General features: G+C 70.7%; 22 protein-coding genes and 1 pseudogene. 15 read left to right on the top strand and 8 right to left on the bottom strand.

Going from position 1 to position 25,203, the window contains the following annotated elements; genetic code table 11:
• Positions 1 to 95: 95 nt before the first annotated feature.
• The 4 genes from ACFU95_RS12500 to ACFU95_RS12485 are packed head-to-tail and all read right to left on the bottom strand — an operon-like array spanning position 96 to position 4,340.
• Entirely contained in the window at positions 96 to 1,127 is a 1,032-nt protein-coding gene (locus ACFU95_RS12500; protein WP_383825760.1) for a LacI family DNA-binding transcriptional regulator, read from the bottom strand.
• Positions 1,124 to 2,032 (bottom strand): carbohydrate ABC transporter permease, encoded by a 909-nt coding sequence (locus ACFU95_RS12495; protein ID WP_383825757.1) that lies wholly within the window; start codon positions 2,030 to 2,032, stop codon positions 1,124 to 1,126. The genes ACFU95_RS12500 and ACFU95_RS12495 overlap by 4 nt, the downstream gene beginning before the upstream one ends.
• Positions 2,029 to 3,015: a carbohydrate ABC transporter permease gene (locus ACFU95_RS12490; protein ID WP_383825755.1), complete on the bottom strand. Its 987-nt coding sequence runs from the start codon at positions 3,013 to 3,015 to the stop codon at positions 2,029 to 2,031. The genes ACFU95_RS12495 and ACFU95_RS12490 overlap by 4 nt, the downstream gene beginning before the upstream one ends.
• Positions 3,012 to 4,340, bottom strand: coding sequence for an extracellular solute-binding protein (locus ACFU95_RS12485; RefSeq protein WP_383825752.1), 1,329 nt, complete (start codon positions 4,338 to 4,340; stop codon positions 3,012 to 3,014). Before ACFU95_RS12485 ends, ACFU95_RS12490 begins: the two co-directional genes overlap by 4 nt.
• A 183-nt stretch (positions 4,341 to 4,523) precedes the next feature.
• Between ACFU95_RS12485 and ACFU95_RS12480 the strand changes: the two genes are divergently transcribed.
• From ACFU95_RS12480 to ACFU95_RS12470, 3 genes are all read left to right on the top strand, one after another.
• A complete protein-coding gene (locus tag ACFU95_RS12480) occupies positions 4,524 to 6,545 on the top strand; it encodes a beta-galactosidase (protein ID WP_383825750.1) in 2,022 nt (673 codons plus the stop codon).
• A gap of 127 nt (positions 6,546 to 6,672) precedes the next feature.
• Positions 6,673 to 8,241 carry an arabinogalactan endo-beta-1,4-galactanase gene (locus ACFU95_RS12475; RefSeq protein ID WP_383825747.1) on the top strand — a complete coding sequence of 523 codons (1,569 nt, stop codon included), beginning with the start codon at positions 6,673 to 6,675 and terminating at the stop codon, positions 8,239 to 8,241.
• A gap of 200 nt (positions 8,242 to 8,441) precedes the next feature.
• Positions 8,442 to 8,729, top strand: a complete 288-nt coding sequence (locus tag ACFU95_RS12470; protein ID WP_383825745.1) for an ArsR family transcriptional regulator — start codon at positions 8,442 to 8,444, stop codon at positions 8,727 to 8,729.
• A 34-nt stretch (positions 8,730 to 8,763) separates the two neighbouring features.
• Here the strand turns inward: ACFU95_RS12470 and ACFU95_RS12465 are convergent, their stop codons facing one another.
• Positions 8,764 to 9,708, bottom strand: coding sequence for a ribonuclease BN (locus ACFU95_RS12465; protein ID WP_383825743.1), 945 nt, complete (start codon positions 9,706 to 9,708; stop codon positions 8,764 to 8,766).
• A gap of 270 nt (positions 9,709 to 9,978) precedes the next feature.
• Between ACFU95_RS12465 and ACFU95_RS12460 the strand changes: the two genes are divergently transcribed.
• The 12 genes from ACFU95_RS12460 (at position 9,979) to ACFU95_RS12405 (ending at position 21,980) form a co-directional block, all read left to right on the top strand.
• Positions 9,979 to 10,953 carry an SMP-30/gluconolactonase/LRE family protein gene (locus tag ACFU95_RS12460; RefSeq protein WP_383825740.1) on the top strand — a complete coding sequence of 325 codons (975 nt, stop codon included), beginning with the start codon at positions 9,979 to 9,981 and terminating at the stop codon, positions 10,951 to 10,953.
• Between the two features lie 76 nt (positions 10,954 to 11,029).
• Entirely contained in the window at positions 11,030 to 11,491 is a 462-nt protein-coding gene (locus ACFU95_RS12455) for a fluoride efflux transporter FluC (RefSeq protein ID WP_383825737.1), read from the top strand.
• Positions 11,488 to 11,883, top strand: a complete 396-nt coding sequence (locus ACFU95_RS12450) for a DUF190 domain-containing protein (protein WP_383825734.1) — start codon at positions 11,488 to 11,490, stop codon at positions 11,881 to 11,883. Before ACFU95_RS12455 ends, ACFU95_RS12450 begins: the two co-directional genes overlap by 4 nt.
• Positions 11,880 to 12,254 (top strand): fluoride efflux transporter CrcB, encoded by a 375-nt coding sequence (gene crcB, locus ACFU95_RS12445; protein WP_383825731.1) that lies wholly within the window; start codon positions 11,880 to 11,882, stop codon positions 12,252 to 12,254. The genes ACFU95_RS12450 and crcB overlap by 4 nt, the downstream gene beginning before the upstream one ends.
• 87 nt (positions 12,255 to 12,341) lie before the next feature.
• Positions 12,342 to 13,181: an undecaprenyl-diphosphate phosphatase gene (locus ACFU95_RS12440; protein ID WP_383825728.1), complete on the top strand. Its 840-nt coding sequence runs from the start codon at positions 12,342 to 12,344 to the stop codon at positions 13,179 to 13,181.
• 174 nt (positions 13,182 to 13,355) lie between these two features.
• Entirely contained in the window at positions 13,356 to 14,033 is a 678-nt protein-coding gene (locus tag ACFU95_RS12435; protein WP_234761851.1) for a FadR/GntR family transcriptional regulator, read from the top strand.
• On the top strand, positions 14,030 to 15,469 hold the full coding sequence (locus tag ACFU95_RS12430) for an amino acid permease (RefSeq protein WP_383825726.1): 1,440 nt from the start codon (positions 14,030 to 14,032) through the stop codon (positions 15,467 to 15,469). The genes ACFU95_RS12435 and ACFU95_RS12430 overlap by 4 nt, the downstream gene beginning before the upstream one ends.
• Before the next feature lie 58 nt (positions 15,470 to 15,527).
• Positions 15,528 to 16,544 carry an asparaginase gene (locus tag ACFU95_RS12425; protein WP_383825723.1) on the top strand — a complete coding sequence of 339 codons (1,017 nt, stop codon included), beginning with the start codon at positions 15,528 to 15,530 and terminating at the stop codon, positions 16,542 to 16,544.
• 143 nt (positions 16,545 to 16,687) lie between these two features.
• Complete coding sequence (gene aspA / locus ACFU95_RS12420; RefSeq protein ID WP_383825720.1) at positions 16,688 to 18,097, top strand: aspartate ammonia-lyase; 1,410 nt, start codon at positions 16,688 to 16,690, stop codon at positions 18,095 to 18,097.
• A gap of 51 nt (positions 18,098 to 18,148) precedes the next feature.
• Complete coding sequence (locus ACFU95_RS12415; protein WP_383825718.1) at positions 18,149 to 19,090, top strand: glutaminase; 942 nt, start codon at positions 18,149 to 18,151, stop codon at positions 19,088 to 19,090.
• Between the two features lie 146 nt (positions 19,091 to 19,236).
• The gene (gene mptB, locus ACFU95_RS12410) at positions 19,237 to 20,631 is read left to right on the top strand and encodes a polyprenol phosphomannose-dependent alpha 1,6 mannosyltransferase MptB (protein WP_383825715.1); all 1,395 of its coding nucleotides are present in this window, start codon (positions 19,237 to 19,239) and stop codon (positions 20,629 to 20,631) included.
• A complete protein-coding gene (locus ACFU95_RS12405) occupies positions 20,628 to 21,980 on the top strand; it encodes a glycosyltransferase 87 family protein (protein WP_383825713.1) in 1,353 nt (450 codons plus the stop codon). The genes mptB and ACFU95_RS12405 overlap by 4 nt, the downstream gene beginning before the upstream one ends.
• A 32-nt stretch (positions 21,981 to 22,012) precedes the next feature.
• On the opposite strand, the pseudogene ACFU95_RS12400 reads toward ACFU95_RS12405, so the two are convergent.
• From ACFU95_RS12400 to ACFU95_RS12390, 3 genes and pseudogenes are all read right to left on the bottom strand, one after another.
• A pseudogene (locus ACFU95_RS12400) lies at positions 22,013 to 22,888 on the bottom strand (D-alanyl-D-alanine carboxypeptidase family protein); the annotation flags it as partial.
• A gap of 93 nt (positions 22,889 to 22,981) precedes the next feature.
• Positions 22,982 to 24,118: a transcription termination factor Rho gene (rho, locus tag ACFU95_RS12395; protein WP_383825710.1), complete on the bottom strand. Its 1,137-nt coding sequence runs from the start codon at positions 24,116 to 24,118 to the stop codon at positions 22,982 to 22,984.
• 245 nt (positions 24,119 to 24,363) lie between these two features.
• Positions 24,364 to 25,191, bottom strand: a complete 828-nt coding sequence (locus ACFU95_RS12390) for a class I SAM-dependent methyltransferase (protein ID WP_383825707.1) — start codon at positions 25,189 to 25,191, stop codon at positions 24,364 to 24,366.
• Positions 25,192 to 25,203: the final 12 nt, after the last annotated feature.

Genomic DNA, 25,203 nt, shown 5'->3' with positions numbered 1-25,203 from the left:
GGCGGACGGCTTCTCGATTCCTGACCGGTCGCACACCGAGGGCGCGCCCACGGCCGGATGACCGTGCGGCGCGCCCTCGCGGCCCGCTCGCGCCGCTACGTAGACGCCCGCTTCACCAGCTCCGTCGGAAGGATCACCGCCGCCGGGTCCTCCCCGCCTATCTGCGCGAGCAGCACCCGCACCATCTCGGCGCTGATGCGGTCGTAGGGCTGCCGGATCGTCGTGAGCTGGGGGCGGGCGGCGAGCGCGGCGGAGGAGTCGTCGAAGCCGCCGACCGAGACGTCCTGCGGCACCCGGCGTCCGGCCCGCTCCAGAGCCGTCAGCACGCCCTGTGCCATCAGGTCGGACGCGACGAACACCGCGTCCAGGTCCGGCGCCTGCGCCAGCAGCCGCTCGGCGCCCGCCTCACCGCTGGCCCGGCTGTAGTCGCCGGACACGACGAGCCGGTCGTCGAACCCGATACCCGCCTCGGCGAGCACCTCCTTGTAGCCGGCGAGCCGCTCCACACCGCCGGGGGTGTCCAGTGGACCGGTGACCACACCGACCCGGCGGCGCCCGACGGACAGCAGGTGGCGCACCATGTCCCGGGCACCGTCCCGGTCGTCCGCCGCCACATAACTGACCTTGGAGCCGAGCCCGATGGGCTTGCCACAGGCCACCAGCGGCACACCCGCCTCACGCAACTCCTCCGCCACCGGGTCACCGGAGTGGCTGGACACCAGCAGCACCCCGTCGACATGACCGGCCGTGATGTACCGCGTGATGCGCCGCCGTTCGTCCTGCGTACCCGCCAGCATCAGCAGCAGCGGGATGTCGTGCGCGGCCAGCGCCTGGGTGCAACCACGCAGCAGCACATTGAAGTTGGGGTCCTCGAAGAACCGCTCCTGCGGCTCGGTCAGCAGAAAGCCGACCGAGTCCGAACGCCCCGTGATCAGCGAGCGGGCGTGCCGGTTGACGACGTAACCCGTCTTGCGGATCGCCGCGTTGACCGCCTCCTGAGCGGTCGGGCTGACGTAGTGCCCGCCGTTGAGCACCCGCGAGACCGTGCCCCGTGAGACTCCGGCCTCGCGCGCCACGTCGTGGATCGTCGGCGGTCTGCGTCGGCCCCCCGTGTTGCTCATGGTCATGACTTTACGGCTCCGGAGAGCAGATCGAGGCTCCAGAACCGCTGGATGACCAGGAAGAGCACGACCAGGGGGAGGACCGCGAGGAACGCTCCGGTGATCACCAGCGTGTACAGCGCGGGCGTGTTGGCACCCTGTTCGAGAAGCGTGAACAGACCCAGCGTGATCGGGAACTTCTCGTCGTCGCTGAGCATGATGTACGGCAGCAGGAAGTTGTTCCAGATCGCCACGAACTGGAACAGGAACACCGTCACCATGCCGGGCACCATCATCGGCAGCGCGACCCGCGTGAAGATCCGCCACTCGCTCGCCCCGTCCATCCGCCCGGCCTCCACCACATCGGCGGGGACGGCGGCCGCCGCGTAGATCCGCGAGAGGTAGACGCCGTACGGCGAGAGGAGCTGCGGCAGCAGCACGCCCAGGTACGAGTCGGTGAGGTCCACCTTCGCCAGCAGCAGGTACTGCGGGATGGCGAGGATGACCGGCGGCATCAGCACTCCCGCCAGCAGCACGTTGAAGAGCGTCTCGCGACCGGGGAAGCGGTAGATCGCCAGCGCGTAGCCGCTGAACGCCGAGACGACCGCCGACAGCAGCGCGCCGAGGCCGGCGTACAGGGCGGAGTTGCCCATCCACTCCCAGTACACGCCGTCGCGGTAGGCGCTCAGGTCCGCGAAGTTGTCGGCGAAGCCCGTGCCCGGCAGGAAGGTGAACGTGGAGAACAGCTCACTGCCGGACTTGGTCGCCGCGATCACCACCCAGGCCACGGGCAGCAGGCAGTAGAGCGCGCCGAGCAGCAGCGTGACCGTCGGGATCAGCGCGATCCGGTGGCGCAGTGGTGGCCGGCTCCGCGCGGTGCCGGGCGTGGCGCCCGCGGCTGTGTCGGCCTTGCCGACGGCAAGAGCACTCATCGCGCCCCTCCTTGACTGACGTCCCGCTTGTTCCGACGGTTCGCGGCCCGCAGAAAGCCGAAGGACAGCAGCAGCGTCGCGAGGGCGATGATCGTGGCCTGGGCGGCCGCCGCGTAGATGTCGCCCTTGCCGAAGGCGTCCTGGTACACCTTCATCAGCGGACTCCAGGTGGTGGACACGGAGTTGGTGAGCGGCTTGAGGGTGGTCGGCTCGCTGAACACCTGGAGCGTGGCGATGATCGAGAAGAAGAAGGTCAGCACCAGCGAGGGCGCCACCATCGGGATCTTGATCCTCAGCGCGATCTGCAGCGGCGTGGCCCCGTCCAGCCTGGCCGCCTCGTACACCTCGGCCGGGATCGCCTGCAGCGAGGTGTAGATGACGATCATGTTGAAGCCGGTGCCGCCCCATACCGCGATGTTGGAGAGGGCGAGGTACAGCGGACCGCCGTCCAGCAGGTCCGGCTGCGGCAGCCCCAGCCTCTCCAGCACGTAGTAGAAGGGGCTGACGTCCGGCAGATACAGGAAGCCCCACAGCAGCGCGGCCACGACGCCGGGGATGGCGTACGGCAGGAAGATCGCGAGCCGGGTGAAGGGCGCGAGCCGCACCTTGCCGGAGTCGAGCATCAGCGCGAAGAGGAGGGCGAGCCCGAGCATCACCGGCACCACGATGCAGCCGTAGCCGAGCACGCGCAGCGCGCCGTCGACCAGTTCGCTGTCGGTGAGGGCGTCGGTGTAGTTCTCCAGCCCGGCCCAGACCTCCTTGCGGGCACCGGCGCCCAGGCCGAGCCCGGAGACCTTCACCTTGTGGAAGCTGAGCCAGACCGCGTAGCCGATGGGCAGTGCGAAGAAGAGCAGGAAGAGGAGCGTCGCTGGGAGGAGGAAGAAGTAGGGGGCGCTTCGCGCTCGTTTGATGGTGGTGGTGGGAGACGGGTGGGCGTACGGGGCCCCCTTCACCCCGTACGCCCTCCGGCTTGTGCTGGTCACTCGGAGACCTCGAAGCCCTGCTTCTTGAGGTCGGCGACCGTGTCGTCCTGCATGGCCGTCAGGGCGGCGACGAAGTCCGACTTGTCCTTGGCGGCCTTGCCGAAGGCGTCCTTGAAGGTCGTGTAGGCGACGTTCACGTTCGGGCCCCAGGCCGACGGAGCCGTGGACTCGGCGATCTCGGCGGCCTTCGCGTAGAAGTCGGGCTGGTTGGAGAAGTAGTCCGGCGGTGTGGTGAAGGCGCCGCTGAGCTGGGCCGACGTGGAGGCCGGGTAGATGCCGCTCTCCTTGGCCAGCGCGTTGAGGGCGTCGCCGTCGGTGTTGAGCCAGGCGGCGAACTTGGCGGCGGCCGCCTTGTTCTCGGAGTCGGTGGTGACGGCGGTGGAGGAGCCGCCCCAGCTGCCGGTGACGTTCTCCGACTGCGACCACTGGGGGAGCGGGGCCATGGCCCACTTGCCCTTGGTGTCGGGCGCGGCCGTGGTCAGGGTGCCCGGGGCCCACACGGCGCTGACCCAGGCGATCTGCTTGCCGGTGTTGAGCGCCTTGTTCCAGGCCGGCGTGTACATCGGCTGGTCGTCGACGGCGCCCTCCTTGACGAGGTCGCCCCAGAACCTGGCCACCTTCTGGGAGGCGGCGTCGTCGATGCCGACCTTCCACTTGTCGCCGGAGGTCGTCCACCACTGGGCGCCGGCCTGCTGGGCGAGACCCGCGAACAGGCCGGAGTCGTTGGCGGAGAAGGTGGTCAGGTCCTTGTCCGGGGCCTTCTTCTTCAGCGCGCGGGCGGTCTCGGCGAACTCCTCCCAGGTGGCCGGGACCTTCAGGCCGTACTTCTTGAAGAGGTCCTGGCGGTAGTAGAACATCATCGGCCCGATGTCCTGCGGGACCGCGTAGACCGCGTCCGTGCCCAGCGTGGTCTGCTGCCACACACCCTCGGCGAACTTGCCCTTCGCGTCACCGACCTCGCCCGCTATGTCCGCGACCGCGTCATTGCTGACCAGCGTCGGCAGCGCCTGGTACTCGGCCTGGACCAGGTCGGGACCCTTGCCGGCCTTGTGCGCGGTGAGGATCTTGGTGACCAGCGTGTCGCCGGACGCCTGCTTCTTCACCGTGACCGTGATCTGGTCCTTCTTGCCCGGGCCCTTGTTCCACAGGTCGACGACCTTGTCCATGCCGGGCGTCCAGGTCCAGTACGTCAGCGAGACCGGCCCCGAGGAGTCCTCCCCGGCGTCTTCGGAGCCGCAGGCGGCGAGGGCGGTGGCGCCGAGGGCGGCGGCGACGCAGGTGGCCGCGCTTCTGAGAACGAGTCGCCGACGCTTCGTGATGGGCATGGATCTCTCCCCTGACCTGGGGCCCCCGCCTGCTGCGAGGGCCCGCCATGCTTCTGTGAGCGTTCACAGTAGAGAAACATCCCGGACACTTGTCAATGGTTGTTGCTGTGCGGTTATGTTGGGCTCGCACCGCCGATCCGGTGTGTGCACGTTCCCAAATGATCGATTAAACGGGAGAGATCCATGCCGGAGACCACCCCCAGGGGCCTCACCAGGCTCGCCTTCGGTGGGGACTACAACCCCGAGCAGTGGCCGGAAAGCGTCTGGCAGGAGGACGTCCGGCTGATGCGCGAGGCCGGCGTCACGATGGTGAGTGTCGGGATCTTCTCCTGGGCCCTGCTGGAGCCCGCACCCGGGGCGTACGACTTCGGCTGGCTGGACCGCCTGTTCGACCTGCTGCACGAGAACGGCATCCGCGTCGACCTGGGAACGCCCACCGTCTGCCCGCCGGCCTGGTTCTACCGTGCCCACCCCGAGGCCCTGCCGGTCACGCCGGAGGGTGTGCGCCACGCGTTCGGCTCCCGCGGCGCCATCTGCCACAGCAACACCGACTACCGCGCGGCCGCCGCGAACATCAGCACCAAGCTCGCCGAGCGCTACGGCGCCCACCCGGCGCTCGCGATGTGGCACGTGCACAACGAGTACGGCGTCCCCGTCTCCGCCTGCTACTGCGACTCCTGCGCCGCGCACTTCCGCCGCTGGCTGGAGTCGACGTACGAGACGGTCGACGCGGTCAACGCGGCCTGGGGCACCGCCTTCTGGGGCCAGCGCTACGCCGATTTCGAGCAGATCAACCCGCCGCGCGCGACACCCACGGCCGTCAACCCGGCCCAGGCGCTGGACTACAAGCGGTTCGCCGACGCCACCATGCGCGAGAACTTCCGGATGGAGCGGGACATCCTGCACCGCCTCTCGCCGGGCGTCCCCGTCACGACCAACTTCATGACGGCCCTGAGTCAGTGCGACTCCGTCGACTACTGGGCCTGGGGCCGTGAGGTCGACATCGTCACCAACGACCACTACCTGATCACCGACGGCCGCCGCACCCACGTGAACCTCGCGATGGCCGCCGACCTCACCCGCTCGGTGGCCGGGGGAGCCCCCTGGATCCTCCTGGAGCACTCCACCTCGGGCGTCAACTGGCAGGCCCGCAACCCGGCCAAGGCCCCCGGCCAGATGGCCCGCAACTCCCTCGCCCATGTGGCGCGCGGCTCCGAGGGCGCCATGTTCTTCCAGTGGCGGCAGTCCCGGCGCGGCGCCGAGAAGTTCCACTCGGCGATGCTCCCGCACGGCGGCACGGACACGCGCGTGTGGCGCGAGGTCGTCGAACTCGGTGCCGCCCTCGACTCGTTGAGCACCGTACGCGGCACCCGCACCCAGGCCGATGTCGCGATGCTGTGGGACTGGCACTCCTGGTGGGCGCAGAACCTCGACTGGCGCCCCAGCGAGGACCACGACCCGCGCGAGCGCGCCGACGCCTTCTACGAGGTGCTCTACGACCGCCACCTCACGGTCGACTTCGCCCACCCGGAAGCCGACTTGTCGGCTTATCCCCTTGTCGTCGTCCCCGCGCTGTACCTGATGACGCAGGCGGCCGGCCGCAATCTGCGCCGGTACGTGGAGAACGGCGGCACCCTCGTCGTGTCGTACTTCTCCGGCATCGTCGACGAACACGACGCCGTGCACGAGGGCGCCTACCCCGGGCCGCTGCGGGACGTCCTCGGCCTGACCGTCGAGGAGTTCTCTCCGCTCCTCCAGGACCAGCTGGTCCGCGTCACCGGACCGGACGGCTCCGAGCTCAGCGGCGACGTGTGGAGCGAGTTCGTCGTCCCGCGCGGCGCCGAGACCGTCTGGACGTACGCCGACGGCCTGACCGCCGGCCACCCCGCTGTCACCCGGCACCGCCTCGGCGAGGGCACCGCCTGGTACGTCTCCACCCGCCTGGGCGCCGAGGGCCTGGACGCGCTGCTGGGCTGGGCGATCGAGGACGCACAGGTCACCCCGCGTGTCGACCTGCCCCGCGATGTGGAGGTCGTGCGCCGCGCCGGCGAGTCGGGCAGCTTCCTGTTCGTCCTCAACCACACCGCGTCGGACGCCAAGGTGCCGCTGGAGGCATCCGGTACCGAACTGCTGACCGGTGAACGCGCCGCGGGCCGTATCGAGGTCCCCGCGGGAGCCGTCCGGGTCGTACGACTCGACGGCTGAGCCGACTCCCCTCCGCCCGCGCGTGCCACGAGCCGCGGGCGGAGGGGCGCCTCACCGCGGTGGCTTCGCGACACGGCGGCGAGGGACACCCCCAACCCCCCTTACGTCGAAGGGACGACGGACGACGATGTTCCATCCCAGACGCACCCTGCGGACCCTGCTGCTGCCGCTCGCAGCCGGGCTCGCCCTCACCGCCCTGCCCGCCCAGACCGCCTCGGCGGCGAGCACGCTCACCAACGCCGGCTTCGAGTCGGACGGCACCGGCACCGCGACACCGGCCGGCTGGTCCACGTACTCGGCGGCCGGGCAGAACTCCGCATCGTTCACCGAGTCCGGTGGCCACGGCGGGAGTTACCGCCTGACCCACTACGCGTCCTCCGCCTACAAGGTGGAGACGTACCAGTATCTGTCCGGGCTGACCAACGGGAACTACAAGCTCACCGCCTGGGTCCGCTCCGGCGGTGGCCAGAACTCGGCGTACATAGCGCTGAAGAACTGTGGTGGCGCGGAGCAGCGTACCGACCTTCCCGTCTCGGCGAGCGGCTGGATCCGTATCGTCGTGCCGGTCAATGTGACCAACAACCAGTGCACGGTCAGCGTCAACAGTGACGCGAACGCCGGCAACTGGATCAATGTCGACGACCTGACCTTCGCGTCCGGCACGGGCGGCACGTCGATCCATGGTGCCGACATCTCCTCCCTCGCCAAGAGCGAGGCCAAGGGCGGCGTCTACAGGAACGGCTCCGGCACGACCGGCGACGCGGTCACCATCCTGAAGAACGCCGGCATGAACTACGCGCGCCTGAAGGTCTGGGTCAACCCGGCCGACGGCTACAACAACAAGACGCGCGTCCTCGCCACGGCCAAGCGGGTCAAGGCGGCCGGCATGAAGCTGCTGGTCGACTTCCACTACTCGGACACCTGGGCCGACCCGGGCGCGCAGAGCAAGCCGGCCGCCTGGGCCGGGCACTCGTACAGTCAACTCAGGACCGACGTGTACAACCACACGTACGACGTGTTGAACGCGTTGAAGGCTCAAGGCACCACGGCCGACATGGTCCAGGTGGGCAATGAGATCAATGGCGGCATGCTGTGGAACGAGGGCTCCACGAGCAACTGGTCGCAGCTCGCCGGACTGCTCAACTCGGGCTACGACGCCGTCAAGGCGGTCAACTCGTCCACCACGGTCGCCCTGCACCTCGCCAAGGGCGGTGACCTGTCCGGCACCCGCTGGTGGTTCGACAGCGCGGTCGCGAACGGCGTGAAGTTCGACGCGATCGGCCTGTCGTACTACGGCTACTGGCACGGATCGCTCTACGACTTCCAGACGACCCTGGACGACGCGGCCTCCCGCTACGGCAAGCCGGTCTTCGTCGCCGAGACGGCCTACCCGTTCCGGCTGGACAGCGAGGACTCGCACGAGGAGATCATCAACACCACCGGTGAACTGGTCTCTGGCTATCCGGCGAACACGGCCGGGCAGCGCCGCTGGATGAACGACGTGACGAGCATCGTGGAGGCCGTCCCGAACGGCCGCGGCCTCGGCGTCTTCTACTGGGAGGCGACCTGGACCGCCGTCTCCGGCAACGGCTGGGACCCGACCGACGCCTCGTCCGGCAACGGCTGGGAGAACCAGGCGCTGTTCGGCTACGACGACAAGGCGCTCTCGTCGATGGCGTGGTTCAGCCACCGGTGAGTCCACTGAGCTCGTTGAATCCGTGACGAAGGGCCCGGCCGCGCGCTTGCGACCGGGCCCTGCCGCGTCCGGGCCGAACTGCCTTGTGTCGCACGGCCGTTCGGTACCGGACAAGGGCCGAGGAGTCCGGGGCGCGGCGGATTCGGTTGCGGGACAGTGGGAAGACGCGTGAAGACGCGGCCCGAAGGAAGGGGGGCGAGATGCTGAGGACTCCCGTCAGCGCAAGGCGCCTGGACATCCTGGAGTGGCTGAAGGATCCGGTCGCGCACTTCCCGGAGCAACGGCAGGGCGACCCGGCCGAGGACGGCGTCACCGCACGCGCCGTGGCCGCGAAACTCGGCGTGCCGTGCCAGGTCGCCGAGACGCATCTCGGCCTGCTCGTGGACATCGGCCTGCTGCGCACCAAGCGGATCCGGCGGCGTCTGTACTACCGCCGCGACGACATGCGGATCGCCGAGGTCGCCCGCATGTTCGAGAAGGGCTGGTAGCGCGGCTGTCCGGGCCGTGTGCTGCAAGGCGCCGCTACTCGGACACACCAGGCTGTGCAGGGTCCGCGGAAGGGGCGTCCGACGACCCCCGACCGCGGTGCCGTCGCTTCGGGGCCGCTCGGTCCGGCTCCCTGGCGTCCGTGCGGCCCGGCTCGTCGGCGGTCGTCCGGTTCGGCTGCTCGCCGTCCGTGCGGTCCCGCTCGTCGACATCCCCGAACCGCTCGCACAGCAGCCGGCCCACCAGGGCGCCGCCGTAGACCACGAACCCCACCCCGACCAGCCAGGACTCCACCACCAGGACGGTCCCGACGGGACCGTAGCTGATCGCGTTCGTGACGAGCAGCGGGGTGAACGCCAGGTACGAGAACCAGCGCAGCCCGACCAGCCCCGCCATGGTGGCGATAGCGCCGGGCAGCAGATGCCGCCAGCGCACCTCACAGAGCAGGAAGTGCGGCCCCCACCAGAAGAACAGCACGCCCGCCGCCGTGCTCAGCAGGATGCGGGGTGTGCCCTGCAGCAGAGTCCGGGTCTGTACCTGCGCGTACACATAAGCCATGAGCATGATCAGCCAGACCGTCTGGCGCCACACCCGGTGCCAGGGTCCGGCGGGCAGCCGCCAGATCCGCTCGTAGCCGTTCTGGACGCTGGCGGCGAAGGCCACACCGAACACGGCGAGCAGGGCCACGCTCAGCGCACTGGTCGTGCTGACCACCTTGCGGGGCGGAGTGAAGACCTGCGAGAGAGCGCGAGCCGACCTTCCGGACAGGTCCATGCCGTCCACCAGCCACAGGGCGAACCCGCCGCGCCCGAGCGGATCGACGGCCGCCACCACGATCAGCAGCGGAGCCAGCGTGACCAGGGAGAGCGCGGCGAACCCCATCGCGCGGTGCAACAACTCCAGCTCCTTGCCACGCCGGTAGAGCTCCGCGAGCCCCAGCCGGTGCCAGGCTGTGTGTGGCCAGGAGCGCCGGACGTTCAACGCGGCCGCCGTAGGCCACGGGCCCCTCCACCGGGGCGCCGGTCCGCACACCACCGGGGCGGACGTGACATACGACCACCCTCTCTCGCCTGTTGCGCGCGCCTGACCGAGTGGCCAGGGGACGTTCCTCGTAAACCGTGACACACCGCTCGTGGACCTGGGTGGATGACACGGCACGGTCCGGGTACCCGGGCGCGCGTCGCCGTGACGGGCGCACTACGGTGCGTGCCTGGCAGGAGCCGCTGTCGCGCACCGAAGGAGAGGCTGTTCATGGACCGTCCCACCGAACTCGTCCCGCAGCGCTACGTCGCGATCGGCGGCCGGGGCCCGGAGGACGTGGTCGCCGACGCCCACGGCCGCGTGCTGACCGGCGTCGAGGACGGCCGGATCCTGCGCCTCGACGGCCTGGCCGACTCCGCCGAGGCCCGCTCCGAGGCCCGGGGCGAGGTGCTCGCCGATACCGGTGGCCGCCCTCTCGGCCTCGAACTCCTCCCCGACGACGCCCTGTTGGTCTGTGACGCCGAACGGGGACTGCTCCGCGTCGACCTCGCCGACGGCGGCGTGGACGTCCTCGCGGACTCGGTGGCGGGGGAGCGGCTGCGGTTCTGCAGCAACGTCGTCGCCCTCGCCGACGGCAGCGTCTGCTTCACCGTCAGCAGCCGCCGCCACCCCCTGGACCACTGGATCGGCGACCTCGTCGAACACACGGCGACCGGCCGCCTCCTGCGCCTCGCCCCCGGCAGCGACACCCCCGAAGTTCTCCTGGAGGGACTGCAGTTCGCCAACGGACTCGCGCCGAGCGCCGACGGCTCCTTCCTCGTCGTGGCCGAGACGGGGGAGTGCCGCCTCACCCGCTACTGGCTCACCGGACCGCACGCCGGGCAGAGCGAGCCCTTCGCCGAGAACCTGCCGGGCATGCCGGACAACCTCTGGCGGGGCGCGCCGGACGGCCCGATCTGGGTGGCGCTGGCCGGCCCGCGCGTACCCCCGCTGGACCTCCTCCACCGCGCCGCCCCGGCCGTCCGCCGCACCGCCGCACGCGTCGCCGTGCGCGCCCCCTTCCGCCCCACGGGCACGATCGGCGTGCTCGCGGTCGACGACACCGGCCGGGTCGTCCACCACCTGGCCCGCCGCCGCTCCGGCTTCCGCATGGTCACCGGCGTGTGCGAGACCGGCGGCCGGCTGGTCCTGGGCAGCCTGTGGGAGCGGGGCGTCGCGGTGTGCGAGGCGCCCGTCCCGACGTGAGCGCGGCGTACGCTGTTGACCGGCCGCGATCACTTGGCGAGGAGCGGTGAGACGGCCAGGCAGGAGACGCACGACCATGACAGCCCCGGACACCGAGAGCCTGCGCGCTCCCGTCCGCACCCCACCGCGGACCGCGTTGCGGGCCCAGGCGCCGGTCGTCGCGGTCGTCGCCCTCGGCGGAGCGAGCGGAGCGACGGCCCGGTACGCGGTTTCCCTGTGGTGGCCGGCCGGGCCCGGTGGCTTCCCGTGGGCGACCTTCTGGACCAATGTCGTCGGCTGCGCCGTGATCGGTGTCTTCATGGTGGTCATCACCGAGGTGTGGGCCGCCCACCGCCTGGTCCGCCCCTTCTTCGGCACCGGAGTGCTGGGCGGCTTCACCACCTTCTCCACATACGCCGTGGACATCCAGAGGCTGGTGGACGGCGGGCACCCGCGCGTGGGCCTGGCCTATCTCGCCGCCACCCTGACCGCGGCACTGACGGCGGTCTGGCTCGCGGCGGCGACCACCCGCCGCGTCCTGAAAGGCAGACAGCCATGACCAGGCTGACCGGCAGAGCCCTGCGTCTGACCGTCTTCGTCGGCGAGCACGACACCTGGCACCACAAGCCCCTCTACGCCGAGATCGTGCACCGCGCCCACGCCGCCGGCCTCGCGGGCGCCAGCGTCTTCCGCGGCATCGAGGGCTTCGGCGCCTCCTCCCTGATCCACACCTCACGGCTGCTGTCCCTGAGTGAGGACCTGCCGGTCGCGATCGTGATCGTCGACACCGAGGAGCGCGTACGGGCCTTCCTGCCACAGCTCGACGAACTCGTCACCGAAGGACTCGTCACCCTCGACGACTGCGAGGTCATCCGGTACACCGGCCGCGACGACACTCCGCCCGAACCGGACACCGACGGTAAGAACACGGAAGGTAAGAAGGCGCCGTGAACTGGCTCCTGGTGATCGCGGGCGCCGTCGTCGGCGCGCCCCTGCGCTACCTCACCGACCGGGCGGTGCAGTCGCGGCACGACTCGGTGTTCCCCTGGGGCACCTTCCTGGTCAACGTCTCCGGCTCCCTCGTCCTCGGCCTGCTCACCGGCGCGGTGGCCCAGGGCGCCGCGGGCTCCCACGTGCAGCTGCTGGTCGGCACCGGACTGTGCGGGGCCCTCACCACGTACTCGACCTTCTCCTACGAGACCCTGCGGCTGACCGAGACGGGCGCCGGTCTGTACGCCGTCGCCAACATCGCGGGGAGTGTGACCGCGGGTCTCGGCGCCGCTTTCGCGGGGGTCTCGATCGCCCACGCGGTGTGGTCCTAGGCCGCCGTGTGGCGCTGTCGGCGCCGGGATCACACCCTCACCTGGTAGGACAGTGCGCGCCACTGTCCCGTCCCGGAACTGGATCCCATGAGCGTCATCAGCGTCGGTCAGGCCGTCGTCCTCGGAGCCGTCGAGGGGGTGACCGAGTTCCTGCCCGTCTCCTCGACCGGCCATCTGAAGATCGTCGAGGGGCTCATGGGCATCCCCGTCGACGACGACGCGGTCGTCGGGTTCTCGGCCGTCATCCAGGTCGGCGCGATCGCCGCCGTGCTCGTGTACTTCTTCAAGGACATCGTGCGGATCGTCTCCGCCTGGCTGCGCGGGCTGCGGGACAAGGAGGAGCGGTACCACCACGACTACAAGTTCGCCTGGTGGGTGCTCTACGCGACGATCCCGATCATCGTCGTGGGCCTGGCCGCCAAACCGCTCATCAAGGGGCCGCTCGCCTCGCTGTGGGTCGTGGCCGCGTCGTTGATCGTCGGCAGCGGGGTGATGTGGGCGGCCGACCAGATGGGCCGGCACAAGCGCGGGGAGGACGACACCTCCTTCAAGGACGCGATGCTCGTCGGCAGCTCGCAGATCCTCGCCCTGCTGTTCCCGGGCTTCTCGCGCTCCGGCGCCACGATGTCCACGGCGCTGATGCTCGACCTGGACCGGGTCGCCGCCACCCGCCTGTCCTTCTTCCTCGGCATCCCGGCCCTCACCGGCGCCGGCGTCTACGAGCTGAAGGACGCCCTCGGCACGACGGGCACGGGCGCGCTGCCGCTGGCCGTCGGCACCGCCGTGTCCTTCGTCGTGGCCTACGCCTCCATCGCCTGGCTGCTGAAGTTCGTGGCCAAGCACTCCTTCAACGCCTTCGTGATCTACCGGATCGTCGTGGGGGTGCTGCTGTTCGGGCTGTTGGGCACCGGGGTGATCAACAGTTGACCTGTGATCGGCCGTCGTCCCGGATCGCGGTGTGAAGTCGGCTTTCAGGCGTCACACCGCGTGAATCTCCGCCTTCGACTCCCTTGACACCACCCATGGCTCACCCGGAGTATCACTCCCGTGAACCTGTCAGACAGCCGGACAGCCGGACAGCCCCCGCGGCGCATCAGTGCCATGGAAGCCGTTCTGGCACACCTCCGTAGCGCCATCGAGCGGGGCGAGTACGCCATCGGCGACAAGCTCCCCTCCGAGGCGGAACTCTGCCGCACCCTGGAGATCAGCCGTCCCGTCCTGCGCGAGGCCCTGCGGGCCCTCCAGACGATGGGCCTGACCGTCTCCAAGACCGGCAAGGGCACCTTCGTCGTCGCCAACGCCGTCGAGGACCCCACCTTCGGCGACTACGCGGCCAGCGATCTGCTGGAGGTGCGCCGGCATGTCGAGATCCCGGTCGCCGGGTACGCGGCACTGCGCCGCACCCCGGAGAACCTCGACCACCTCGCCCACCTGCTCGACCGCATGGAACGGGAGACGGACACCACCGCGTGGGTCGCGATGGACACCCTCTTCCACCTGGCCGTGGCCGAGGCCGCCCAGAACCCGGTCTTCCGCCGGGTCATCGAGGAGATCCGCGACGCACTGGCGCGTCAGTCGGCCTTCCTCAACGAGCTGGGCGGCCGCCGCGAGCAGTCCAACCGCGAGCACCGGGCGATCGTCGAGGCGCTGATCGACGGTTCCGAACTCGACGCGACCGACGCCATGGCCCACCACCTGGACCGCGTCGAGACCACCCTCACCGACATCGTGCGCCCCGCGCGCACGGACAGCACCACGGAAGGCGGACCCGAGGCGTGAGCGAGCAGCACCTCAAAGAAGAGACGCGCCCCCAGTCCGGTCACGTCGACGCCGGAGACCTCGGCTACAGCAAGTCGCTGAAGTCCCGGCACGTCAACATGATCGCCATCGGCGGAGCCATCGGCACCGGCCTGTTCCTCGGCGCCGGCGGCCGACTCGCCGACGCCGGCCCGTCCCTGTTCATCGCCTACGCGGTCTGCGGAATCTTCGCCTTCCTCGTCGTGCGCGCCCTCGGCGAACTCGTCCTGTACCGCCCGTCCTCCGGCGCCTTCGTGTCCTACGCCCGGGAGTTCATGGGGGAGAAGGGCGCGTACACCGCGGGCTGGATGTACTTCCTGAACTGGGCCACCACCGGCATCGCCGACATCACCGCGGTGGCCACGTACACCCACTACTGGGGCATGTTCTCCGACATACCGCAGTGGGTGATCGCGCTGATAGCCCTGGCCGTCGTCCTCACCGTGAACCTGATCTCGGTGAAGATCTTCGGCGAGCTGGAGTTCTGGTTCGCGATCATCAAGGTCGGCGCACTCGTCGTCTTCATGCTGATCGGCATCTTCCTGCTGGTCACCCAGCACCCCGTCGACGGCACCACCCCCGGCCCCTCCCTGATCACCGACCACGGCGGCCTCTTCCCGAACGGCCTGCTGCCGATGCTGCTGATCGTCCAGGGCGTCGTCTTCGCGTACGCCTCCGTCGAGCTGGTCGGCGTCGCCGCCGGTGAGACCGAGAACCCCGAGAAGATCATGCCGAAGGCGATCAACTCGATCATGTGGCGCGTCGGCCTGTTCTACGTCGGCTCGGTCCTCCTGCTGTCCATGCTGCTGCCCTGGTCGTCGTACAAGGCGGGGGAGAGCCCCTTCGTCACCGTGCTGTCCAACATCGGCATCCCGGCCGCCGGCGGCGTCATGAACCTCGTCGTGATGACCGCGGCCATGTCCTCGCTCAACTCCGGCCTGTACTCCACCGGCCGCATCCTGCGCTCCATGGCGATGTCCGGCTCCGCCCCGAAGTTCACGTCGGTCATGAGCCGCAGCCAGGTCCCGTACGGCGGCATCCTGCTCACCAGCGGAATCTGTGTCCTCGGCGTCGGTCTCAACTTCGTCGTCCCCGCGGACGCCTTCGAGATCGTGCTGAACTTCGCCGCGATCGGCATCCTCGCCACCTGGGGCATGATCATGATCTGCCACCTGCTCTTCTGGCAGAAGACCCAGAAGGGCGAACTCGACCGCCCGGACTACCGACTGCCGGGCTCCCCCTGGACCGAACTCGTGACGCTGGCCTTCCTCGCCTCCGTCCTGGTCCTCATGTACGCCGACGGAGGCGCCGGCCGCACCACCGTGCTGTGCCTGCCGCTGATCGTCGCAGCGCTGGTCGCGGGCTGGTACGCCATCCGCGGCCGTGCCGGGCGCACCGCCACCAAGGCCGACGCGTGACAACCGTGTCGGTCGACGACTCCTCATCGACCCACGACAACCAGGCAGCCAGACAGTGATGTACAGCAGTTCCACAGCGGACGCACCCCTTGTCCGCGAACCTCTCCACGCCCCCGTCGCCCACCTCATACGCGACGAAATGATCGAAGGCATCCACTACGGCTCCGTCGTCGTCCTCGGCGCCGACGGCGACGTCCGGTTCCAGCTCGGTGACATCGAGGCCGCCTTCTACCCGCGCTCCGCGCTCAAGCCGGTGCAAGCCGTCGCCATGGCGCGGGCCGGGCTGCCGCTCGACGGTGAGCTGCTCTCGCTCACCGCGGCCAGCCACTCCGGCGAGGAACGCCATCTCGCCGGCGCCCGGCGCATCCTCGAACTCGCCGCACTCACCGAGGACCACCTGCGCAACGTCCCGGACATGCCGTACGACCCGGTCGTGCGGGACGCCTGGGTCCGGGAGGGCCGCCTGCCCTCCCGGCTCGCCCAGAACTGCTCCGGCAAGCACGCGGCCATGCTGTACACCTGCGTGCTCAACGGGTGGTCCCTGGAGGACTACCTCGACCCCGCCCATCCGCTCCAGCAGGCCATCGCGGAGATCGTCGAGGACCTCACCGGGCAGCGCATCGCCCGGGTGACCGTCGACGGCTGCGGTGCGCCGCTGTTCTCCGTCTCGCTGCACGGGCTCGCCCGTGCGGCCGCCCGGATCACCTCGGCGGTGCCCGGGACGCCCGAATTCCGGGTCGCCGACGCGATGCGGGAGCACGCCGAGATGGCCTCCGGCTCCGGGCGGGACGTGGCCGCGCTGATGCGGGCCGTGCCGGGGCTGCTGGCCAAGGACGGGTTCGAGGGCGTGCAGGTCGCCGCGCTGCCGGACGGGCGTGCCGTCGCCGTGAAGATCGCCGACGGGGCGAACCGGGCGCGGGTGCCGGTGGCTGCCGCCGCTCTCGCGCGGGCCGGGGTCGATCCTGGGCTGCTGACCGAGTTCCAGGGGGAGGCGCTGCTGGGTGGCGGGCGGGCGGTCGGGTGTGTGCGGCCCGTTCGTTCGCTGGAGCCGGTTGTTGTTTCGGCTTGCGCCTAGGGAAGTGCCGGATCCGTCGTTCGGCGGCTGCGGGTCGCATGTGGCTGGTCGCGCCCACGCGGCGGCAGCCGCACATAGACAACGCCCCGCGCCCCTGAAGGGGCGCCAACCTCACCCTCTCCAGAAAGAAGAACCGTTCCTTCATGAACGCCGTCACCCGCAGTGAGCACGATCTGCTTGGCGACCGGGATATCCCCGCCGATGCCTACTGGGGTGTCCACACCCTGCGGGCCACGGAGAACTTCCCGATCACCGGGACGCCGATCTCCGCCTACCCGCACCTCATCGACGCCCTCGCCGCCGTCAAGGAGGCCGCCGCCCTCGCGAACGAGGAACTCGGCCTCCTCGCCCCCGAGAAGGCCGCGGCCATCGTCGCCGCCTGCCGTGAGATCCGTTCCGGCAAGCTGCACGAGCAGTTCGTCGTCGACGTCATCCAGGGCGGCGCCGGCACGTCGACCAACATGAACGCCAACGAGGTCGTCGCCAACCGGGCGTTGGAGCTGCTGGGCCACGCCAAGGGCCAGTACCAGCACCTGCACCCCAACGAGGACGTCAACCTCGGTCAGTCGACCAACGACGTCTACCCGACCGCCGTCAAGATCGCGACGGTTTTCGCGGTGCGCGGGCTGCTCAAGGCGATGGCCGTGCTCCAGGACGCGTTCGCCCGCAAGGCCGTCGAGTTCCGCGACGTGCTCAAGATGGGCCGTACCCAGTTGCAGGACGCGGTGCCGATGACGCTCGGCCAGGAGTTCTCCGCGTACGCCGTCATGATCGACGAGGACCGGTCCCGTCTTGCCGAGGCAGTCGAGTTGATCCATGAGATCAACCTGGGCGCCACGGCCATCGGCACCGGCCTCAACGCCCCCGCCGGATACGCCGAGTCGGCCCGCCGCCACCTCGCCGAGGTCACCGGGCTCCCGCTGGTCACGGCCGCCAACCTGGTCGAGGCGACCCAGGACTGCGGCGCGTTCGTGCAGATGTCCGGCGTGCTCAAGCGGATCGCCGTCAAGCTGTCCAAGAGCTGCAACGACCTGCGGCTGCTGTCGTCCGGGCCGCGTGCCGGCCTGGGCGAGATCAACCTGCCGCCGGTGCAGGCGGGTTCGTCGATCATGCCGGGCAAGGTCAACCCGGTGATCCCCGAGGTCGTCAACCAGGTCGCCTTCGAGGTGATCGGCAACGACGTCGCCATCACCATGGCCGCCGAGGCCGGACAGCTCCAGCTCAACGCCTTCGAGCCGATCATCCTGCACTCCCTGTCGGAGTCGATCACCCACCTGCGCGCGGCCTGCCTGACCCTCGCCGAGCGCTGCGTGGACGGCATCACCGCCAACACCGAGGCACTGCGCCGGACCGTGGAGAACTCCATCGGCCTGGTCACCGCCCTGAACCCGCACATCGGGTACACGGCGGCCACCGACATCGCCAAGGAGGCCCTCGCCAGCGGCCGGGGAGTGGCCGAACTCGTCCTGGAGAAGGGCCTGTTGCCGGCCGAGACCCTCGCCGACCTGCTCCGTCCGGAGGTCGTCGCGGGCAGTGGCCAGGCCCTGGCCTGACCAGCCGGAACCGCTACCCGAGATGCGCACCGGGACCGGCCGGGAGGCACAATGGTGATCATGGCAGCGTCAACGTCGTCACTGACCTTCCAGCCGATCCTGGAGCGCATCGCGGAGGAGATCGAGCGGACCCCCGGCCGCGGCCGGCCCGCCGACTACATCCCGGCGCTCGCGGCCTGCGACCCGCGCAGCTTCGGCATGGCCGTCGCGGAACTCGACGGCACGGTGTACGGCGTGGGGGACTGGCGCGAGCCGTTCTCCACGCAGTCCATCACCAAGGTCTTCACCCTCGCGCTCGACCTGGCCCGCGAGGGCGACGAGCTCTGGGAGCACGTGGGCCGCGAGCCCTCCGGCAACCCCTTCAACTCCCTGGTCCAGCTGGAGTACGAGAACGGCATCCCACGCAACCCTTTCATCAACGCGGGCGCCCTCGTCGTCACCGACCGCCTCCAGACCCGTACGGGCGACGCGGCGGGTGAACTCCTGTCCTTCCTGCGCGCCGAGAGCGGCAGCCCGGCCCTGAACTTCGACGAGGGCGTCGCCGCCTCCGAGTCCACGCACGGCGACCGCAACGCCGCCCTCGCCCACTTCATGGCGTCCTACGGCAACATCGACAACCCCGTGCCGGCCCTGCTCGACCAGTACTTCCGGCAGTGCTCGATCAAGGCGTCCTGTTCCGACCTGGCCCTCGCCACCACCTTCCTGGCCCGCCACGGAGTCCGCTCCGACGGCACCCGCCTCCTCACCCGCAGCCAGGCCAAACAGGTCAACGCGGTCATGCTGACCTGCGGCACGTACGACGCGGCGGGCGACTTCGCGTACCGGGTGGGCCTGCCCGGCAAGAGCGGTGTCGGGGGCGGCGTCATCGCCGTCGTACCGGGCCGCTGCACGCTGTGCGTATGGAGCCCCGGCCTGGACGAACGGGGTAATTCGGTGGCAGGAGTGGCAGCACTGGACCGCTTCACGACGCTGACGGGCCTGTCGGTGTTCTGACGGAACTTCTTGATGCGGGTCGAGGTCACGCCGCTCAGGAACGCCCTCGCATCAGATCACCGGCCAGTCACAGTCCGGCTTCCCCCCGGAGGGCCCCGCGTCAACTGAAAGCCACCCGGCGTTGACACGCTGCCCGAGTGTTGGCCATGGCTTTCCCCGTCGATCTCCGCCGCTGCCAGGTCCTGGGTCTGGCCGGAACCGCCTTCCTCGCCCTGGGCGGTGAGACGGCCGGTGCCCTGCCGGTCCGGGAACTCCTGGCACCCAGCTCGGTGCACGCCGCGCTGGGCCTGGTCGGCGTGTACTTCGGTGTCGTCCTGCTGATAGTGGCGTGGCTGCTGCTGGGACGCCTCGTGCGCGGCGCCGACCCGCCGACCCCGCGCGCCCTGCTGCTGGTGCTGGCCGTCTGGGCCACCCCGCTGCTGATCGCGCCGCCGCTGTTCAGCCGGGATGTCTACAGCTACCTGGCCCAAGGCGCCATGGTCGACGCGCACATCGACGTGTACGCGTACGGGCCGGCCCGTCTCGGGGGCCCGCTCGCGGACGAGGTCGCCCCGCTGTGGCGACACACCGGGGCTCCGTACGGCCCGGTGTTCCTCGGTGTGGCCTCCGCCCTGTCCACCGTGACGCGCGGCGAACTGCCCGCCGGACTGCTCGGCATGCGCCTGATAGCGCTCCTCGGGGTCGCGCTGATGGCGGCCGCGCTGCCGCGCCTCGCCCGGCACAGCGGCGCCGACCCGGCCGCCGCGCTGTGGCTGGGTGCCCTGAACCCGCTCGTGCTGCTGCACCTGGTCGCGGGCGCCCACAACGACGCCATCATGCTCGGCCTGCTCGGCGCCGGACTGGTCGCGGCGCTCGGCCGCCGGCCGGTCCTGGGCGCCGTACTCGTCACACTCGCCGCCCTCGTCAAGGCGCCCGCCGCCCTCGGCCTCGCCGCGGTCGTGCTGCTCCAGATGCGCTCCGGCCACCGTGCGGCGAAGGCGGTGGTGACGACGGCGGCCGCGTCCGCCGCCACCACGGTCGCCGCGACGGCCGTCGCGGGCACGGGATACGGCTGGATCGGCGCCCTGGACACCCCGGTCTCCCCGCAGAACTGGGCGCTCACCAGCCTGCTCGGCCGGGCCACCGCCACGCTGCTGGACCAGGCCGGCAGCGATCTGGCCCCGCTGGCCGTCCCGGTGTGGCATGTCCTCGGTCTCGTGCTCACGGCGGTGCTCGTGCTTCTCATATGGTGGCGCTGGCGTCCGCGCCCCGTGTACGCGCTCGGCCTGAGCCTGGCGGCCGTGGCCGCCTTCGGACCGGCGATCCGCCCCTGGTACGCACTGTGGGGCCTGTTCCTCATCGCCGCCGCCGCGCCCAGCACCTCGGTACGGCACCGGGTGGCGGCCCTGACGGGAGTGCTCGCGCTCGCCGTCCTGCCCAGCGGCGGCGCCGCGGACGCCGGCCAACTGGTGCTGGCCATCTCCGGGGGCGCGCTCGCCGTGGTCGTCCTGTGGCAGGCGCATCTCGCGGCGCAGGCCCCGGCGTTGGAGCGCACCTCATGAGACTTCCCCGCACCGACCGCGGCCGGCTCGCGCTGGTCCTGGTCCTCGCCGCCGCCGTGACCGTCTTCACCGCGACCGTGCCGCTGCTGCGCGACTGGTTCGACCTGCGCGTCTACTACGGCACCGTCGACAGCTGGACGCACCACGACGGCCGTATCTACGACTACCGGGTGCCCGGCACGACGTACGGCTTCACCTACCCGCCGTTCGCCGCCGTCGTGATGCTGCCCATGGCGCTGGTCGATCTGCGCGTCGCGATCGCGCTGACGTTCCTGCTCAACCTGGCGGCACTGGCCTTCGCGCTGCGCGTGCTGGCGGGACGGGCCTGGCGGCGCCACGGCTGGTACGGCTGGGTGGCGGCCGGGTGCGCTCTGGCCCTCTTCGAACCGCTGCGGGACACCTTCAGCTTCGGCCAGGTCAACTTGCTGCTGCTCGCTCTGGTGCTCCTCGACTGCGGGTTGCTGGCGTCGGGCCGGGACCGCTGGGCGGGCGTGGGCATCGGCCTCGCGGCGGCGATCAAGCTGACGCCGGCCGCGTTCATCGGCCTGCTGCTGGTGGCCCGGCGCCGGCGAGCCGCCGCCGTGGCGACGGCCGTCGCCGCCGGAGCGACGGCGCTGGCGGCCTGGGTGGCCCCCGACGCGTCCCGCTTCTACTGGACGCACGCGATGTGGGACACCACGCGGGTGGGCCGTCTCGACTATGTCTCCAACCAGTCGTTGCAGGGCGTTCTGGCCCGGCTCGACGTGTCGAGCCGGGCGGTCTGGGCGGTCGTGGTGCTGCTGGTCCTGGGCGTCTGGGTGGCGCGTACCCGGCGGGCGGTCGTCGCGAAGGACTGGACCGCGGCGTTCGCCCTGACCGGGCTGACCGCCTGTCTGGTCAGCCCGATCACCTGGGTCCACCACCTGGTGTGGCTGCTGCCGTCCTTCGCGGTCCTCGTCCGCGCCGGGCGCCTGCGGATCGCGGGCGCCCTGTACGCGGTGTTGTGCACCAGCGTGGTGTGGCTGTGGTTCGACGACGCGTCCGGCGTCGACGGCTTCCTCGGCAGCAACACCTACGTCTGGATCACGCTCGGCCTGCTGCTGTGGCTGCCGGTCCGTCAGCTCGGTGCGGACGGCTCTACCTTGCCGCGCGTCACCAGCGACACGGCACCCGCCCCCATCCCGGCGGCGCCCGCGATCACGAAGGCCTCCGGCCAGCCGGCCGCGCCCCCGGGCTCCACCGCCGCGACCACGGGCACCTTCACCGGCCCGGGTCTCGGCTTGGCCCGCAAGGCGTCCAGCGACCCCACCGGTTCGACCCGTCCTGCCGCCCCGAACCCCCAGTCCAGCAGTTCGCCGGCCTCTTCGTAGACCGCGAACCCGCCCGCCCGGGGGTTCATCACCGTGACGACGAGCGTGCGCTCACCCCGGCGGGCGGCGGCGATGAGCGTGTTGCCCGCATGGCTGGTGTAGCCGTTCTTGACGCCGATCACCCCCGGGTACCGGTCCACACCGTCCGCGCCGGTCAGCAGCCGGTTGGTGTTCCGGATCTCGTACGACCAGCCGCCCCTGCCCGGGAACCTCGCCGTCGCCGTGCCGCAGTACCGCGCGAACTCCGCGTTGCGCAGTCCGGCCCGGCCGAACACCGCCAGGTCGTACGCCGACGACACCTGGCCGGGTGTGTCGTAGCCGTCCGGCGACACGACGCGCGTGTCGAGGGCACCCAGTGAACGCGCCTTGGTCTGCATACGGGCGGCCGTGGAGCGCCAGCCGCCGTTGAGCGAGGCCAGCACCCGCACGGCGTCGTTGCCGGAACTGAGGAACACTCCGCGCCACAGATCGGCGATCTGGTACGTACGTCCTTCGGCGACCCCGACCAGACTGCTGCCCGGCCCGATCCCGGAGAGCTCCTCCTCCCGCACCGTGTGCCGGATTCCGCCGGGCAGGGTCGGCAGCACGGTGAGGGCGAACAGCGACTTCAGCGTGCTGGCGGGCGGCAGCCTCCGGTGCGCGTTGTACGCGGCGAGCACCTCGCCGGTGTCGGCGTCGGCCACCAGCCACGAGAGCGCGGAGACACGCGGAACGCGGGGCACCTCGGCCGCGGGGCGCGCATGCGGGCCGGACCGGTACAGCAGCGCGGGCTGCGGTGTCGTGGCCCGGTGCCCGCCGGGCGGGTCGGAGTCGTGCCCGGTGCGGGCGACCGCGGCGGCCGGCGCGAGCGCCAGCAGGCCGGCCGCGCAGGCGGACACAAGGGCCCGGGAGGTAAATCCGATCGTCATACCGCCAACGTAGGAACCGACGCGCCGTACATCGCGCTGCCCGGGCCGGTCGGGGCCCGCCTGCACCCGGACGGGCGATCCTTTGACGGCGTGTCATTCGCCGGGCAGCGTCGGCTGGATCCGCCGAAGGAACGTGGCGTTGTCGGGCGTCTCGCGCATCCGCTCCAGCAGCGTCTCCAGGTTGGACTGGCCGTCCCGGGTCTGAAGCGCCCGGCGCAGGCCGCGGACGGTGGTCAACTCGGCCGGGGGCAGGAGGAGTTCCTCGCGGCGGGTGCCGGAGGGGTTGATGTCGACCGCGGGGAAGACGCGACGGGAGGCGAGGTCCCGGCTGAGGCGCAGTTCCATGTTGCCGGTGCTCTTGAGCTCCTCGAAGTAGAAGTCGTCGGCCCGGGAGCCGGTCTCCACCAGGGCCGTGGCGAGGATGGTGAGCGAACCGCCCTCCTCGGCCAGGCGTGCGGCGCCGAAGAAGCGCTTCGGCCCGTGCAGCGCGGCCGCGTCGACACCGCCGCTCAGGGTGCGGCCACTGGAAGCGGCCGCGTTGTTGTGCGCCCGGCACAGCCGGGTCAGAGAGTCGAGCAGGATGACGACGTCCTCGCCCGCCTCGACGAGCCGCTTGGCCCGTTCGATGACGAGCTCGGCCAGCGCGATGTGCTGCTTGGGCGCCCGGTCGAAGGTCGAGGCGTACACCTCGCCCCGCACCGAGCGCCGCATGTCGGTGACTTCCTCGGGGCGCTCGTCGAGGAGCACCACCATCAGCCGGCACTCCGGGTGGTTGCCGGCGACGGCCGCCGCGATCTGCTGGAGCAGCACGGTCTTGCCGGTCTTGGGCGGGGCCACGATCAGCCCGCGCTGGCCCTTGCCGACGGGCGCGATCAGATCGGCGACCCGTCCGGTCAGGCCGGACGCCGGGTGTTCGAGACGGATCCGCTCCCGCGGGTGAAGCGGCGTCAGCTCGCCGAAGCCGCGCCGGTGGTGGCCGGGGACGGTGCCGTTGACACGGGCGACCTCGGTGAGCGCGCGCTGGGTGCCGCGTACGCCGTCGACGAGGTCGCCCTTGCGCAGACCGTGGCGGCGGATCAGAGCGGGGGAGACGGACAGGTCGGCGGGGGAGGGCAGCAGGCTCTCGGCGCGCAGGTGGCCCTTCCCGCTCGCGTCGATGTCGAGGACACCGGTGACGGCACGGGCCGGGGGCTGCTGCTGGACCGGGGGGTGTTCGAGAGTGGTGGTCATGAGGGGCGGTCCTTTCACGGACGGAAGGCATGGGACATACGGAGGGAAGGGATGCGCCGCGACCATCGGGAAGGCGGTCAGAACGCCTCCGCGCGGCGGGAAACAGCACCTCGGATACGGCAGAACCACTGGTCACGAGGTGGTGAGGAGAAGCCGGTACGTCGACCGGCGAACTGAAGGAGAAACAAGCACCGGCGCCTACGACCGGGCGTACACAGGTGCTAACGGGACGGTACCACGGCGTGTCAGCGTGTGGCGAGCAGACCGTACAGCAGGGGGATGCGCGGCTCGGGAAGCCGCCACCAGCCGGACTGCGTCCGCACCATCTGCGGCCAGCGCGGCCAGGGAAGCTCGTCGCTCTCCGTGAGGCGCCGGATGTTCAGTCGCACCCCCACCAACGCGTTGACGACCTCGCTTGTTCCGTGCATCCACTCGTAGCTGTCCGTGGCGCCTTCGACGGCGGGTCCGTCGGTGTAGGTACGCGTCGCGTCCCGGTGCACGGCGCCGTCACCGCCCAGGTAGTCGTGGCGCAGGAGCAGCTCGGGCCCCTCGCCCGGACCGGGCTTGGGGCCGAGGGAGTTGAGCAGCGGATGGAACTCGACGATGTACAACCGCCCACCGGGACGCAGGAGTTGAGCCAGGATGCCGGCCCAGCGGTCCAGGTCGGGCAGATAGCACAGCGCGCCCTTGCCCGTGTACACCACGTCGAACCGCCGCCCGCCCAGGGCCTGCACGGCGTCGTACACATTGGCCTGTACGTACGTGACGTCCAGCCCCGCCTTCTCGGCGATCCCGTTCGCGGCGGCCACGGACGCCGCGGAGAAGTCCAGCCCGACGGCCCGCGCCCCGCGCCGCGCGAAGGCGATCGTCTCGGTACCGAGATGGCACTGCAGATGGAGCACGTCACGTCCGGCCAGCTCACCGAGGTCGTCCCACTCGAAGGAGGCGAACCAGCGGGCGGGATCGAGATCCTGGTCGAGGCCGTAGAAGCGGCTGGCGAGGTGTACGGGTGTGCGGGCGTCCCAGTTCGCCTGGTTGGCCGACATCATCCGCGCGTGCTCGTCGGTGCTCATGAGGACATCCAA

Origin of the sequence: Streptomyces sp. NPDC057623, assembly GCF_042800355.1 — a bacterium.
Lineage (GTDB): Bacteria > Actinomycetota > Actinomycetes > Streptomycetales > Streptomycetaceae > Streptomyces.
Note: the sequence above shows the minus strand (reverse complement) of the source record. Positions and strands in the feature narration are given on the sequence as shown.